Raw genomic sequence first — 14,758 nt, 5'->3', positions numbered from 1 at the left:
CCCGGCTCTCAGCGGGGCAGCTGCGGGAGGACCTTGGTGCGGTAGAAGTCGAAGAAGCCGTCCATGTCGGGCCCGATCTGGCTCAGGTAGACGTGGTCGAAGCCGGCTTCCGCGCAGGCCGTCAGGGCGCGGATGTGTTCCTCCGGGTCGTCGCCGAGCGGCACCTGCCCGCCGTCGCGCACGTGGTCGGCGGTCACCAGCCGGGTGGCCTGCTCGAAGTGGCGCGGCTCGGGCAGTTGGGCGGCGAGTTCGCCGGGCAGGAAGAGGTTGGGCCAGCGTTCGAGCACCGTGGCGGCGGCGCGTTCGCGGTCGGTGTCGTAGCAGACCTTGATGCCGCAGGCCGTCGGCTTCGCCCCGCCGCCGCCCTCCCGGAACCAGCGCAGGAGCCCCGCCTCCGGACCCATGGTGACGAAGCCGTCCCCGATGCGGGCGGCCAGGTCGGTCGCGGCCGGGCCGTAGCCGGAGATGTCGACGGGGACGGGCTCCTCGGGCAGGGTGTACAGCCGGGCGTTCTCGACCGTGTAGTGCCGGCCGCGGTGGCTGACGCGTTCGCCGGTCAGCAGCCGCCGGATGATCTCCACGGCCTCCGCCAGCATTTCCAGACGCACCTCGGCGCGCGGCCAAGCGGTGCCCAGGATGTGCTCGTTGAGGGCCTCGCCGCTGCCGAGGCCGAGCCGGAACCTGCCCTCGTGCTGTACCGCGCTCGTGGCGGCGGCCTGGGCGATGACGGCCGGGTGGATACGGACCGTCGGGCAGGTCACGGCCGTCTCGACCGGGAGCGTCGTGGCCTGTGCGAGCGCGCCGATGACACTCCAGACGAACGGGCTCTGGCCCTGGGCATCGATCCACGGGTGGTAGTGGTCGGAGATCCACAGCCCGCTGAATCCGGCGCGTTCCGCCTGCCCGGCCTGCTCCACCAGAGCCCGCGGTCCGTGGTCCTCGCTGGCCAGAAAGTAGCCGAACGACGTCATGACTGCCCCTCTCCCTGTCCGTTCCGGCGTGGCGCCACGGGTAACCGCGCGGTGCCCGGCGGAAACCCGGCGCGGGTCAGGGGCGCTTGCCGACGCCGGTGGCCAGCTCGTCGAACCGGCCGTGCGGCAGCCTCGGTTCGAGCGGCGGGGTGGGCAGCCCGGTGGCGTGCCGCATGCCCGCGAGCAGATCGCGCAGGGCGTCCTGCGCGGTGTGCCGCGGCTCCCAGCCCAACTCGGCACCGGCGCGCGCGCAGTCCATCAGCGGCAGCCGCATGAACGCGTCGAACAGCGGCGGCGGCGCCGGGGCGAGGCGCGCGCCCCAGGCGGCGGCGACGGCGGCGCGCAGCAGCGGCCGGGGCACGCGCACCGGCCTGGCGTCGAAGAGGTCACCGAGCAGCCCGGCGTCGACGACCGGTCCGGCCGCAAGGTTGAACGCGCCGCGCACCGGGCGGTGGACGGCCAGCCGGTACGCCTCCGCGGCGTCGGCCGCGTGCAGCACCTGGAAACGCAGGCCCGGCACGTCGGGAACGACCGGGCTGAGGTGGGGGCGGACCATCGGGCCGAAGAGGAACGGGCCCGCGAACAGGCGGCGTTGGGCCGAGGCGGCGGCGCGGGCGAAGATGAATCCCGGCCGCATCCGCACCACGCGGATACCGGGCTGTTCGTGCGCGAAGGTGTCGAGCAGGCGTTCCACGTACGCCTTTTCGCGGCTGTAGGACGCGGTCGGCCAGCCGTGGGTGGGCCAGCTCTCGGTGACCGCCCGGTCCTTCGGGCCCGGGGCGTAGGCGGCGACCGATGAGGCGTACACCAGGGCGGGCACGCGGGCGGCCGCGGCGGCGTGCAGCACGTGGCCCGTGCCGAGCACGTTGGTGCGCCAGGTCATGAGCGGGTCGCGGGCGGGCTGGATCAGCCAGGCCAGGTGCACCACCGCGTCGGCGTCGCGGAAGTGGGCGGTGAGCGCCGCGCGGGCGGTGCCCGCGTCGCGCAGGTCGACCGCGGCCCAGGTGGTCTTCTCGACCTCCCAGGCGGGGAGGCGGTGGGCCAGGCCGAGGACGCTGGAGACGTCCGGGTCGGCGGCGAGCGCACGCACCAACGCGCTCCCGACATTGCCCGTCGCCCCCACGACCACGACGCGCTTGCCGTCGGCGGAAGTCATCGGCACCAGTCCTTGTCAGCCGGCTCGGCCGGGTCAGCCGGGTCAGCCGGGTCAGCCGTTGAAGCCTCGTTCGCGCCGGGTACCCCGGTACGGGCGGTGGCACACCGCCCCGTTTCCACCCGTTTGCCGGTTTTGGCGAGGGGGTACTTGGGTGCGGTCGTTGACGAAAGGAGATGACATGCGCTTCCGACACGCGGTCGTCACCGGCGGAGCCGGCTTCCTCGGCTCGCATCTGTGCACCGCGCTGCTGGCCGAGGGCACGGCAGTCACCTGCATCGACGACCTGTGCACGGCCGACGAGGAGAACATCGCGCACCTGCGCGGGCAGCCGGCGTTCACGTTCACGCGCGCCGACGTCCGCGAGGCGTTCGACGTGGCGAGGCCCGCCGACCTCGTGCTGCACCTGGCGTCGCCCGCCTCGCCCGCCGACTACCTGAAACTGCCGCTGCACACGCTGGAGACCGGCAGCCTCGGCACGCGCAACGCCCTCGCGCTGGCCCGCAGGCACGGCGCGCGCCTGGTCCTCACCTCGACCTCCGAGGTGTACGGCGATCCGCAGCAGCACCCGCAGAGCGAGGACTACTGGGGGCACGTCAACCCCGTCGGCCCGCGCAGCGTGTACGACGAGGCCAAACGTTTCGCGGAGGCGCTGACCACGGCGGAGGCCGGGGTGCACGGCACGGACACCGGGATCGTGCGGCTGTTCAACACCTACGGGCCGCGGATGCGCGGCTACGACGGGCGCGCCGTGCCGACGTTCATCCGGCAGGCGCTGGCCGGGGAGCCGCTGACGGTGACCGGCGACGGGCAGCAGACCCGTTCCCTCACCTACGTCGACGACACCGTGCGCGGGGTGCTGGCCATGGCCGGGTCCGATCTGCGCGGCCCCGTCAACATCGGCAACCCGCAGGAGATCACCATGCTGGAGCTGGCACGCCTCGTGATCCGGCTGACCGGGTCGGGATCGCGGGTGCGCATGGTGGAGCGGCCGACCGACGACCCGACCGTGCGCTGCCCCGACATCACCCTGGCCCGCGGGAAGCTCCAGTGGGAGCCGCGGACCCCGGCCGAGGAGGGCCTGGCCCGCACCATCGCCTGGTACCGCGCGCCGGTGGCGGCCTGAGCACACCCACGTCACCCGCACACTCCCGGAGGGCCCATGCGCGTACTCGGAATCAACGCCCTGTTCCACGACCCGGCGGCGGCCCTCGTCATCGATGGACAGACCGTGGCCGCGGCCGAGGAGGAACGCTTCTCCCGCCGCAAGCACGGCAAACGGCCCGTCCCGTTCGCCGCCTGGGAGCTGCCGGAGAAGGCGGCGGCCTGGTGCCTGGGGCAGGCCGGACTGCGCCCCGAGGACCTGGACGCCGTCACCTACTCGTTCGACCCGGCGCTGGCGCGCCCCGCCGAGACGATGGGGCTGCACGACCCGTGGGACCACCTGCGGGTGACGTACGCCCGCGAGGCGCCCTCCTTCCTCACCGAGGCGCTGCCGGGACTCGACCGGGAACGCGTGCGGTTCGTTCCGCACCACATGGCGCACGCCGCGTCCGCCGCCTTCGCCGCGCCCGCCGCGGAGAACTCCTCGGTGCTGGTCCTCGACGGGCGCGGCGAGTTCGCCTCGCACCTGGCGGCGCGGCGCACCGGCCAGGCGCTGGAGCCGCTGGCCGCGCAGGAACTCCCGCACTCCCTCGGCCTGGTGTACGAGGAGCTGACGGAGCATCTGGGCTTCCTGCGGTCGAGCGACGAGTACAAGGTGATGGCGCTCGCCTCGTACGGCACCCCCCGCTTCCTGCCCGAGCTGCGCGCTTACGTGCACCCCACCGGGGACGGCGGGTTCCGGGCGGCGGACGTGCCGTGGGCCGAGTTCGCCCCGCGGCGCCGCGCCGACCGGGCCTGGACGCAGGAGCACGCGGACCTGGCGGCCAGCGCGCAGTCCTGCCTGGAGGAGACGCTGCTCGACCTGGTCCGCTGGCTGCACGGGCAGACCAATGACGACGTGCTGACGATGGCCGGCGGCGTCGCGCTCAACTGCGTGGCCAACTCGCGGATCGCCCGCGAGGGGCCGTTCGGCCGCGTGTGGGTGCAGCCCGCCGCGGGCGACGCGGGCACCGCGCTGGGCGGCGCGCTGCTCCACGCGTCCCTCGCCGGCACCGCGCCGGTGCAGCCGCCGCCCGGCGCCGACCTGGGGCGCGGCTGGTCGGACGCCGAGATCGAGGCGTGGCTGAAGACGGCCGCGGTGCCCTTCGAACGGCCGCAGGACGTGGCGGGCTCGGTCGCGGAGGCGCTGGCGGAGAACGCGGTGGTGGCCTGGTTCCAGGGCCGCGCCGAGTTCGGGCCCAGGGCACTGGGCCACCGCTCGCTGCTGGCGCACCCCGGCAAGTCGGGCAACCTGGAGCGGCTGAACGACATCAAGGGCCGTGAACAGTTCCGGCCCGTCGCGCCGATGGTGCTCGCCGAGCGCGCGGCGGAGGTGTTCGAGGGCCCGCTGCCCAGCCCGTTCATGCTGTTCGTGCACGAGGTGCGGCCCGGCTGGCGCGACCGCATCCCGGCCGTGGTGCACGTGGACGGCACCGCGCGCATCCAGACCGTGGACGCGGCGGCGGAGCCGCTGGTCGCGCGGATGCTTCGGCTCTTCGAGGAGCGCACCGGACTGCCCGTGGTCGTCAACACCAGCCTGAACACGGCGGGCCGGCCGATGGTCGACGACCCCAGGGACGCCCTGGAATGCTTCGGCTCCTCGCCGGTCGACGTGCTGGCGATCGGGCCGTTCCTGGTGCGCCGCCGCGCGCTGTTCGACGGCGGCGCCAGGTGACGGCCGCGGGCGGCCCCGACGCCCGGGCCCAGGGCCCCGGCGCGGACACCGCCTACGCGGTGGTGATCCCCACCCTCGGGCGGCCGAGCCTCGGCCGGGTGCTGGCCGCGCTCGCGGCCGACCGCGGGCCGCGTCCCGCGCGTGTCCTGCTGGTGGACGACCGGCCCGCGCACGACCCGACGCCGCTGCCGGTGGCGGTGCCCGCCGTGCTGCGGGACCTGGTGGAGATCGTGCCGGGCCGGGGCGCGGGTCCTGCCGCCGCCCGCAACGCCGGCTGGCGGCGCGCGCCCGAGCCGTGGATCGCGTTCCTCGACGACGACGTGGTGCCGGGCGCCGGCTGGGCCGACGCACTGACGGCCGATCTGGCGGCGGCGGAGGCCGACATCGCGGGTGTGCAGGCGCGGATCGAGGTGCCGCTGCCGCAGGACCGGCGGCCCACCGACTGGGAACGCGGCACGGCGGGCCTCGCCACGGCCCGCTGGATCACCGCCGACATGGCCTACCGGCGCGAGGCGCTCGAAGCGGTCGGCGGCTTCGACGAACGTTTCCCCCGCGCGTTCCGGGAGGACGCCGACCTGGCGCTGCGGCTGCTGGCCGCCGGGTGGGTGCTGGCCCTGGGCGAACGCAGGACGCGCCACCCGGTCCGCCCCGCAGGACGCTGGGTGTCGGTGCGCACCCAGGCGGGGAACGCCGACGACGTGCTGATGCGGCGCCTGCACGGCCCCGGCTGGTGGGCGCGCGCGCAGGCGCCGCGCGGCCGGCTGCCGCGCCACCTCGCCGTGACGGCCGCCGCCGCGGCCGCGCTCTGCGCGGCGGCGGCCGGGCGGCGACGCGGCGCGGCGCTCTGCGCGGCGCTGTGGCTGGTCGGCACGGCCGAGTTCGCGGCGGCGCGGGTACGCCCTGGGCCGCGCACGGGCAGCGAGGTGCGGCGCATGCTGGTGACCAGCGCGGCGATCCCGCCCGCGGCCGTGGCGTACTGGCTGGCCGGGGAGCTGCGGCACCGCTCCGTGGCGCCGCTGCCCCCGGGCTCGGCCGGTCGGCGCGGCGCGGACCACCCGCTGTTTGATTCGGGCAATTCGGGCAACTCAGTCGTTCATGACTAAGGCCACGACGTCGACGCTCCCCGAACCACGGGCGGGCGGCCCCTGGCTGCTGCCACCCGCGGCGCCGGGCGCCCGGCCCGTGCGGCGGGCGGGTCCCGGGCCGGACGCGGTGCTGTTCGACCGCGACGGCACGCTGATCGAGGACGTGCCCTACAACGCCGACCCGGCCCTCGTCCGCCCGCTCCCCCGCGCCCGCGCGGCGCTCGACCTGCTGCGCGCCCACGGCATCGGCGCCGGGGTGGTCAGCAACCAGTCGGGCGCCGCACGCGGCTGCTTCGATCGCGCGGGCGTCGAGGCGGTGCGGCGGCGCACGGAGGAGTTGCTCGGCCCGTTCGCGGTGTGGGCCGTCTGCCCGCACGCCCCCGGCCAGGGCTGCCGCTGCCGCAAGCCGGAGCCCGGTCTGGTGCACGCCGCGTGCGCCAGGCTCGGCGTCGCGCCGCACCGCGTCGCGGTCATCGGCGACATCGGCAGCGATATGGCCGCGGCGCGCGCCGCCGGGGCCCGCGGGGTACTGGTGCCCACCGCGGCCACCCGGCGGGCGGAGATCGCCGCGGCGCGGGAACGGGCCGCCGACCTGCTCGGTGCCGTGCGGCTGCTGCTCGGCGGCCGTCCGGCGGGAGGTGCGGCATGAACGACGGCATGAACGACGGCATCAACGACGCACCCCGCACCCTGGTCGTGCGCCTGGACAGCGCGGGCGACGTGCTGCTGGCCGGGCCCGCCGTCCGGGCGGTCGCCGCGGGCTCCTCGGCGACCGCCCTGCTGTGCGGCCCCGGCGGGGAGGCCGCGGGCCGGCTGCTGCCCGGCGTCGACGACGTGATCGTCTTCGACGCCCCGTGGGTCAGCCTCCAGCCGCCGCCCCTGGAACGGCCGGGCGTCGACGCGCTGATCGGCCGGCTCGCCGCCGGCCGCTTCGACCGCGCCCTGGTCCTCGCCTCGCACCACCAGAGCCCGCTGCCCGCGGCGCTGCTGCTGAAGCTGGCCGGGGTGCCGTGGGTCGGCGCGGACAGCGAGCACTACCCCGGTTCGCTGCTCCAGCTGCGGCACCGGCGCGCGCCGTACCGGCACGAGGCCGCCGCCGCGCTCGAACTCGCGCAGGCGGCCGGCTTCTCCCTGCCCGAGGGCGACTGCGGCGCCCTGCGCGTCGGCGCGCACCCGGACACCGCCCATCTCACCGGCGGCGATCCCTACGTGGTGGTCCACCCGGGCGCGGCCGTCCCGGCCCGCGCCTGGTCGCCGCAGCGCGCCGCGCGGGCGGTGGCGGCGCTCGCCGGGGCCGGGCACCGCGTCGTGGTCACCGGCAGCCGCGGCGAGGAGGCACTGACCCGGCGGGTCGCCGGCCCGCACGCCCTCGACCTCGGCGGCAGGACCGCGCTGCCGGAGCTGGCCGGGGTGCTGGCGGGCGCCCGCGTCGTCGTCGCGGGCAACACCGGGCCCGCGCACCTGGCGGCGGCCGTGCGCACCCCCGTGGTCAGCCTCTTCTCCCCGGTCGTCAGCGCGGACCGCTGGCTGCCCTACCGGGTGCCGCACCTGCTGCTCGGGCGGCAGAACAGCCCGTGCGCCAACACGCGCGCGCGGCTGTGCCCGGTCGCCGGGCACCCCTGTCTGGACTCCATCACCGACGAGGAAGTGATCGGCGCGGTGGCCGCGCTGACGGTGGGCGGCCCACGCCCGGAGGGCGCCGGACGGAAGGCGGCGGCATGAACATCCTGATCTGGCACGTGCACGGCGCCTGGACGACCGCGTTCGTCCAGGGCTCCCACTCCTACCTGGTCCCCGTCCTGCCCGACCGGGGCCCTGACGGTCTCGGCCGGGCGCGCACCTACCAGTGGCCCGAGTCGGTGCGTGAGGTGCCGCCGGAGCAGCTGGCGCGGGAGCCGGTCGACCTGGTGGTCCTCCAGCGCCCGCACGAGGCCGAGCTGGCGGAACGCTGGCTCGGCGGGCGCCGCCCAGGACGCGACGTGCCCGCGGTGTACGTGGAGCACAACGCGCCGACCGGGAACGTGCCCGACAGCCGGCACCCGTTCGCCGACCGGGACGACCTGCTACTGGTGCACGTCACCCACTTCAACCGGCTGTTCTGGGACTGCGGCGGCACCGCCACCACGGTCGTCGAGCACGGCGTGGTGGACCCGGGGCACCGCTGGCGGGGCGACCTGGCCCGGGCCGCGGTCGTCGTCAACGAGCCGCTGCGGCGCGGCCGCGTCACCGGCACCGACCTGCTGCCCGGGCTCGCCGAGGCCGCGCCGCTCGACGTGTTCGGCATGCGCACCGGCGACCTGGCGGAGCGTCTCGGCATTCCCTGGGAACGGTGCCGCAGCTACGACCTGCCGCAGGCCAGGCTGCACGACGAGATGGCCCGCCGCCGCGTCTATCTGCACCCGGTGCGGTGGACCTCCCTGGGGCTCTCTCTCATCGAGGCCATGCACCTGGGCATGCCCATCGTCGCCCTGGCCACCACGGAGGCCGCCGAGGCGGTGCCGGAGGAGGCCGGGGTCCTCTCCACCAGGCCCGAGGTCCTGGCCCGCGCCACGGCCCGCTTCCTGGCGGACCAGGACGCGGCGGCCGAGGCCGGGCGGGCGGCGCGGCACGCCGCGCTGGAGCGTTACGGACTCAAACGTTTCCTCGACGACTGGGACCTGCTGATGGAGGAGGTGATCCGCTGATGAGGCGACCCTTGCGCGCGGGGCTGACCATCGCCCTCGTCTCCGAGCACGCCAGCCCGCTCGCCGCCCTCGGCGGCGAGGACGCCGGCGGCCAGAACGTGCACGTCGCGCAGCTGGCCGGGGAACTCGCGGACCGCGGGCACGCGGTGACGGTCTACACCCGCCGCGACTCCGCCTCGCTCCCCGCGACCGTGCGGCTGCGGCCGGGCGTCGCGGTGCGGCACGTGCCGGCCGGGCCCGCCGAGCCGGTGCCGAAGGACCGGCTGCTGCCGTTCATGGCGCGGTTCGGGGCCGTCCTGGAACGGGAGTGGGCGCGGAACCCGCCCGACGTGGTGCACTCCCACTTCTGGATGTCGGGGGTCGCCACGCTCCAGGCCGCCCGGCCGCTCGGCATCCCCTTCGTGCACACCTTCCACGCCCTCGGCGCGGTCAAGCGGCGCCACCAGGGGCCCGCGGACACCAGCCCCGCCGACCGGGTCACCTGGGAGCGGTACGTCGGCCTCAGCTGCGACCGCACGGTGGCGACCTGCCGGGACGAGGTCGAGGAGCTGATGGCCCTCGGCCTGCCGCCCGAGCGGGTCGGCATCGTGCCCTGCGGCGTCGACCCCGCCCTGTTCACACCGGACGGGCCGGCCGCGCCCCGCGGCCCGCTCCCCCACCGGCTGCTCCAGCTGGGCCGCCTCGTGCCGCGCAAGGGCGCCGAGGTGTCCCTGGCCGCGCTGGCGGCGCTGCCGGACGCCGAACTCGTCATCGCCGGCGGGCCGCGGGCCGGCTGCCTCGACGCCGACCCCGATGTGCGGCGCCTGCGCGAGGCCGCCCGTTCGCTGGGCGTCGCCGACCGGGTGCGCTTCGCCGGCGGCCTGGCCCGCACCGACGTGCCGCCGCTGCTGCGCAGCGCGGACCTGGTGCTCTGCCCGGCGGACTACGAGCCGTTCGGCATCGTGCCGCTCGAAGCCATGGCCTGCGGCGTTCCCGTGGTGGCGAGCGCCGTCGGCGGCCAGCGCGACACCGTCGCCGACCCGGGCACCGGGCGCCTGGTGCCGCCGGGCGACCCGGTGGCCCTGGCCGAGGCGGCGGGCTCGCTGCTCGCCTCCCCCGCCGAACGCGCCGCCTGCGGCGCGGCCGGGCGGCGGCGGGTCCTGACCCGGTTCCGCTGGGCCGCGGTGGCCGCCGCCACCGAAGAGGTCTACCGAGAAGTCAGCAGCCGCCACCCCGCCCCCGTCAGCGGCGCCTGACCGCGCCCGACACAGGGAGGAACCCGTCCCATGCAAGAATCGCGCACCGCGCACGAGCACTGCCTGTCCCTCCAGGACGCGCTGCACCGCTTCCGCGCCGAAGGACTCGGCGAGGCCGTCGCCTGGGGCCGGAACCTGGCGGACATCCTGCCCGCGGGCGGGCGGCTGCTGTGCGCGGGGAACGGCGGCAGCGCCGCCCAGGCCCAGCACCTGACGGCCGAGCTGGTCGGCCGCTACGACCAGGAGCGCCGGCCCTTCTCCGCGATCTCCCTGCACGCCGAGACGTCCAGCGTCACGGCCATCGGGAACGACTACGGCTTCGACGAGATCTTCGCCCGCCAGGTCGCCGCCCACGGGCGGGCCGGGGACGTGCTGATGCTGATGTCGACCTCGGGCAGCAGCGACAACCTGCTGGGCGCGGCCACCGCGGGCCGCGCGGCCGGGCTGCGGGTGTGGGCGATGACGGGTCCCGCGCCCAATCCGCTGGCCGCGCAGGCCGACGCGGTCCTGAGCATCGACACGGAGAGTACGGCCACCGTGCAGGAGGCGCACCTGGTCGCGCTGCACGTGGTGTGCGAGAGCTTCGACGAGGCGCTGCCTGGCCCGGGGCCCGTCACCGCGCCCCAGCCCGCCGTGCTCACCCGACGGGACGCGTCATGACGGGGCACCAGCCGATCGTGGTGGTCGGCGACCTGCTGCTGGACGAGGACGTGGCCGGGGACGCCACCCGGCTCGCGCCGGACGCGCCGGTGCCGGTCGTCGAGGTCGCGGGCGAACGCCGCCGGCCCGGCGGCGCGGGGCTCGCCGCGGCCCTCGCCGCGCGCGACGGCCGCGAGGTGGTGCTGGTGACGGCGCTCGGCACCGACCCGGCCAGCGAGGCGGTGCGCGGGATGCTGCCGCCCGGGGTCCGGCTCGCGGAACTGCCGCTGGACGGCTGCCTGCCCGTGAAGTCGCGGGTGCTGGCCGACGGGCAACCGCTGGTGCGCGTCGACCGCGGCGGCGGCGTTCCCGGGTCGCCGGGCCCTGCCGTGCACCGGGCGCTGCGGGAGGCGCGGGCCGTGCTGGTGGCCGACTACGGGCAGGGCACGGTCGCGGTGCTGCGGCAGGCGCTCGCCGACGCCGCCCGGCGCGTGCCGGTGGTGTGGGACCCGCACCCGCGCGGGCGCCCCCCGGTGGGCGGGGCACGTCTGGTCACGCCGAACGAGCGGGAGGCGCGCTGGTTCTGCGGCGAGCGGGAACGGGAGGGCGACGACTCCCTGCGCGCGCACAGCCGCCGCGGGGCGCTGCTGGCCGAGCGCTGGGAGGCGCTGTCCGTCGCCGTCACGCTCGGCTGCCGCGGCGCGGTGCTGGCCAGGGCGCACTGCGACGATCCGCTGTACGTGCCGGTCGCGGCCGGTCTCGACGGCGACCCGTGCGGCGCGGGCGACTGCTTCGCCGCGACGGCCGCGACCGTGCTGGCCGACGGGGGCCTGCCGCCCGAGGCCGTCGGCCAGGCCACGGAGGCCGCCTCGGCGTTCATCGCGGCGGGCGGCCCGGCCTCGCTCGCCCCGCGGGCGGCGCTGAGCGCCGCCAGGCCGCCCGCCCCGGTGGCCGAGTCGGGCGACGTGCAGGGCCTGATCGCGTCGGTGCGGGCCGAGGGCGGGACGGTGGTGGCCGCGGGCGGCTGCTTCGACCTGCTGCACGCCGGACACGTGCAGTTCCTGGAGAACGCGCGGCGCACCGGCGACTGCCTGATCGTATGCGTGAACTCGGACGCCTCGGTGCGGCGGCTGAAGGGCCCGGGCCGCCCGTTCAACCCGGCGGCCGACCGGACGCGCGTGCTGGCCGGGCTCGGCTGCGTGGACGCGGTCGTCGTGTTCGACGAGGACACCCCCGAGGCGCTGCTGCGGCGGCTGCGGCCCGATGTGTGGGTGAAGGGCGGCGACTACAGCGTGCGCGACCTGCCGGAGGCCGCGGCGCTGCGCGAGTGGGGCGCCCAGACGCTGGTGCTGCCGTACCTGGACGGGCGGTCCACGACGGAGCTGGCGCGCCGCGCCGCCTGTGCCTCGCCATGACCGGGGCCGTGCCCAGGCTGGTGGTGCTGCGCGCCCTGGGCCTGGGCGACCTGCTGACGGCGGTGCCCGCGCTGCGCGGGCTGCGCCGCGCGTTCCCCGGGCACCGGCTGCTGCTCGCCGCGCCCGCCTGGCTCGCGGAGGCCGCCGCCGCCACCGGCGCGGTCGACCGTCTGGTGCCCGCGACCGCGCCGGGCCGGGGGGTGCCCGGCCACATCCCGTGGGCCGGGCCGTGCCCCGACCACGCCGTCGACCTGCACGGCAGCGGCGAGGAGAGCCTGCGCGCGCTGCGCGCGCTGCGCCCTGGCCGGCTCTACGGCTACGCGCACCCGCAGGGCCCGGCGTGGCGGGCGGGTGAGCATGAACGGGTCCGCTGGTGCCGGCTGCTGTCCTGGTACGGGGTGCCCGCCGACCCGGCGGACGTGCGGCTGCCGGTGCCGCAACTGCCCTCGCCCGCGCCGGGCGCGGTGGTGCTGCACCCGGGCGCGGACGCGCCCGCGCGCCGCTGGCCCGCGGAGCGCTTCGCGGCGCTCGGCCGCGAACTGCGGGCCGCCGGGCACCGGGTGGTGGTGACCTCGGGTCCCGGCGAGGGCGACCTGGCGCGGCGGGTGGCCGCCCCGGGAGGGCTCGAGCGCGCCGACGCGCCGCCCTTCGGCAAGCTGGCCGCGCTGCTGGCGCAGGCGCGCGCCGTGGTGGTCGGCGATACCGGCGTGGCCCATCTGGCGACGGCGCTCGGCACGCCCTCGGTCGTGCTGTTCGGCCCGGTCTCCCCGCGCCTGTGGGGCCCGCCGCGCACGCCGCGGCACCGCGTGCTGTGGCATCCGGACCGACCGGGCGACCTGCGCCCGGGAGACCCGCACGGCCAGGACCCCGACCGCCGTCTGCTGCGCATCTCCGTCGCGGAGGCCGTGGCGGCGGTGGCGGCGCTGCCGCCCGGGGGACGGCCCGGAGGCCGTCAGCCCACGTAGCGGCGGGCGTTCGAGGCGCGCTGGGCGGCTTCCAGCGTGCGCAGCCTGCGGTCGACCTCGGGCGGGAGGGGGCGGCGTTCCCGCAGGACCCAGGGCAGGCCGGCCGCGGCGCGCAGCAGGGCCGCCGCCGTGGTGCGGTCGTGCGGCACGGTGCGCAGCAGATGCGCGGTGCGGCGCAGCGCGGGGCGGGCGGGCCGGCGCAGCCAGGTGAACCACAGGGTGTTGCGGATGCCGTCGGCGCGGCGGCGGGTGGGGTCGCGCACGGCGGAGGGCGCGTGGTGGATCGTCAGGCTCTCGTCGAACATCAGCCACCAGCCGTCGGCCATCAGGTCCGCGGCGAGCAGTTCCTCCTCGCCGCCGAGCCACAGCCTGGGGTGGAAGCCGCCCGCCGCGCGGAAGGCGTCGGTGCGCAGCACGGTCGCGGCGGCGAGGAACGAGCCGAGGGCGGGCCCGGGCAGCCAGCCGGGGCGCGGCAGCGGCGAGGTGCGCAGCTCCTCGACGATCGCGTCCTCGGTGCCTTCGGGCTCGACGACGATGCGCGCGGTGACCGCGGCGACTTCCCGGTGGGCGTCCAGCAGGTCGGCGGCACGGGTCAGCGAGCCGGGTTCCCACCAGGTGTCGTCGTCGCAGAAGGCGATGTAGGGGGAGGTGACGTGCCGGACGGCCAGGTTGCGGCCGATCGCGCCGAGGTTGGCCCCCGGGGTCAGGACCAGGGTGGCGGGGTGGTGGCGGGCCACGGCCTGTGCCGTGCCGTCGGTGCTGCCGTTGTCGGTGACCAGGACGGGCGGCTGCTCGGGGAGGGCCGCCAGCCGGTCGAGGGTGTGCAGCAGTTCGCTGCGGCGGTCGCGGGTGATGATCACGACGGAGGTGCGGTCATCGGGCGGCATGGGACAGCTCCAGGCGGCGGACGTGGGCCTCCACGTCGTCGGGCAGCGGCCGGCGGCCGCGCACGGCGGCGGGCAGCCGGGGCAGCAGTTGGGCGAACGCGTGGCGGGCGGCGCCTTCGCGCGGGGCGTCGCGGGCGAGGCGCCAGGTCTGGCGCAGGGCCACCGGCAGTGGGCGGCGCAGCCAGGCGGTCAGCACCTCGTTGCGCCGCACGAGGGTGCCGCGGCTGGGCCGCGGGCCGGTGGCGGGCTGGTGCACGGCCGTGATCTGCGGGGCATAGCACACGTGCCAGCCGGCGGCGGTGAGGTCGTAGGCGAGGAGGGTCTCCTCCGCGCCGAAGAACAAGAGCGGGTGATAGCCGCCGGCCGAGAGGAACGCGGAGCGGCGGACGACGGCGGCGCAGCCGAGGAAGCCGAGGACCGGGGGCCCGGGCAGTCCGTCGCGGGCGGGGGCGGGCGAGTCGGCGAGCACGTGGTTGAGCGGGTCGGGCGTGCGGGCCTCGCCGACGAGGGTGCGGGCGGCGAGCAGGCCGAGGCGCGGGTGGGCCTCCATCAGTCCGGCCGCGGCGGCCAGTGATCCAGGGGCCCACCAGGAGTCGTCGTCGCTGAAGGCGATGTAGCGGGCGGAGAGGGCCTGGACGCCGTCGTTGCGGGCCAGCGCGCCGCGGTTGGCGGGCAGGCCGAGGACGCGCACCTCGGGGAAGCGGTCGGCGAGCCGCGCGCGGGTGCCGTCGTCGGACGCGTTGTCGACGACCAGGATCGGCGGGCGCTCCGGCAGGGCGGTGAGCCGGTCCAGGGTGGCGAGGAGTCGGGTGGCGCGGTTCCTGGTGGCGATGACCACCCCGACGGTGGCGGCAGACACGCGGTCCCGAGTGCCCGCATCAGCCGACGGCAAACAGGGATGAAGAG

14 protein-coding genes are annotated in these 14,758 nt (G+C 76.9%); 10 read left to right on the top strand and 4 right to left on the bottom strand.

Annotated elements, in window-relative coordinates:
• Window positions 1-8: 8 nt before the first annotated feature.
• Window positions 9-971, bottom strand: a complete 963-nt coding sequence (locus RM779_RS07725) for a TIGR03557 family F420-dependent LLM class oxidoreductase (protein ID WP_311616911.1) — start codon at window positions 969-971, stop codon at window positions 9-11.
• A gap of 76 nt (window positions 972-1,047) precedes the next feature.
• Entirely contained in the window at window positions 1,048-2,127 is a 1,080-nt protein-coding gene (locus RM779_RS07720; RefSeq protein WP_311616910.1) for an NAD-dependent epimerase/dehydratase family protein, read from the bottom strand.
• Between the two features lie 178 nt (window positions 2,128-2,305).
• Here RM779_RS07720 and RM779_RS07715 point away from each other — a divergent pair, with 178 nt between their 5' ends.
• From RM779_RS07715 to RM779_RS07670, 10 genes are read left to right on the top strand one after another with little or no spacing between them, the layout of a single operon-like run.
• Complete coding sequence (locus RM779_RS07715; protein WP_311616909.1) at window positions 2,306-3,250, top strand: NAD-dependent epimerase/dehydratase family protein; 945 nt, start codon at window positions 2,306-2,308, stop codon at window positions 3,248-3,250.
• Window positions 3,251-3,286: 36 nt separating this feature from the next.
• Entirely contained in the window at window positions 3,287-4,942 is a 1,656-nt protein-coding gene (locus RM779_RS07710; RefSeq protein ID WP_311616908.1) for a carbamoyltransferase family protein, read from the top strand.
• Window positions 4,939-6,045, top strand: coding sequence for a glycosyltransferase family 2 protein (locus tag RM779_RS07705; RefSeq protein ID WP_311616907.1), 1,107 nt, complete (start codon window positions 4,939-4,941; stop codon window positions 6,043-6,045). Before RM779_RS07710 ends, RM779_RS07705 begins: the two co-directional genes overlap by 4 nt.
• Window positions 6,038-6,676 (top strand): D-glycero-alpha-D-manno-heptose-1,7-bisphosphate 7-phosphatase, encoded by a 639-nt coding sequence (locus RM779_RS07700; RefSeq protein WP_311616906.1) that lies wholly within the window; start codon window positions 6,038-6,040, stop codon window positions 6,674-6,676. Before RM779_RS07705 ends, RM779_RS07700 begins: the two co-directional genes overlap by 8 nt.
• Window positions 6,673-7,749, top strand: a complete 1,077-nt coding sequence (locus RM779_RS07695) for a glycosyltransferase family 9 protein (RefSeq protein ID WP_311616905.1) — start codon at window positions 6,673-6,675, stop codon at window positions 7,747-7,749. Before RM779_RS07700 ends, RM779_RS07695 begins: the two co-directional genes overlap by 4 nt.
• Entirely contained in the window at window positions 7,746-8,711 is a 966-nt protein-coding gene (locus RM779_RS07690; RefSeq protein ID WP_311616904.1) for a glycosyltransferase, read from the top strand. Before RM779_RS07695 ends, RM779_RS07690 begins: the two co-directional genes overlap by 4 nt.
• Complete coding sequence (locus RM779_RS07685) at window positions 8,711-9,946, top strand: glycosyltransferase (RefSeq protein ID WP_311616903.1); 1,236 nt, start codon at window positions 8,711-8,713, stop codon at window positions 9,944-9,946. Before RM779_RS07690 ends, RM779_RS07685 begins: the two co-directional genes overlap by 1 nt.
• Before the next feature lie 30 nt (window positions 9,947-9,976).
• On the top strand, window positions 9,977-10,606 hold the full coding sequence (locus RM779_RS07680) for a D-sedoheptulose-7-phosphate isomerase (RefSeq protein ID WP_311616902.1): 630 nt from the start codon (window positions 9,977-9,979) through the stop codon (window positions 10,604-10,606).
• A complete protein-coding gene (gene rfaE2, locus RM779_RS07675; RefSeq protein WP_311616901.1) occupies window positions 10,603-12,000 on the top strand; it encodes a D-glycero-beta-D-manno-heptose 1-phosphate adenylyltransferase in 1,398 nt (465 codons plus the stop codon). The genes RM779_RS07680 and rfaE2 overlap by 4 nt, the downstream gene beginning before the upstream one ends.
• Window positions 11,997-12,965: a glycosyltransferase family 9 protein gene (locus RM779_RS07670; protein WP_394813242.1), complete on the top strand. Its 969-nt coding sequence runs from the start codon at window positions 11,997-11,999 to the stop codon at window positions 12,963-12,965. The genes rfaE2 and RM779_RS07670 overlap by 4 nt, the downstream gene beginning before the upstream one ends.
• Here the strand turns inward: RM779_RS07670 and RM779_RS07665 are convergent.
• Window positions 12,953-13,852 (bottom strand): glycosyltransferase family 2 protein, encoded by a 900-nt coding sequence (locus RM779_RS07665; protein WP_311616899.1) that lies wholly within the window; start codon window positions 13,850-13,852, stop codon window positions 12,953-12,955. The two genes, RM779_RS07670 and RM779_RS07665, sit on opposite strands and share 13 nt — an antisense overlap.
• Window positions 13,839-14,711: a glycosyltransferase family 2 protein gene (locus RM779_RS07660; RefSeq protein ID WP_311616898.1), complete on the bottom strand. Its 873-nt coding sequence runs from the start codon at window positions 14,709-14,711 to the stop codon at window positions 13,839-13,841. Before RM779_RS07660 ends, RM779_RS07665 begins: the two co-directional genes overlap by 14 nt.
• Window positions 14,712-14,758 lie beyond the last annotated feature (47 nt).

The organism is Streptomyces johnsoniae, assembly GCF_031845565.1.
In the GTDB taxonomy this organism is placed as follows: Bacteria; Actinomycetota; Actinomycetes; order Streptomycetales; family Streptomycetaceae; genus Streptomyces; species Streptomyces johnsoniae.
This window is presented reverse-complemented; position numbering and strand designations above follow the sequence as displayed.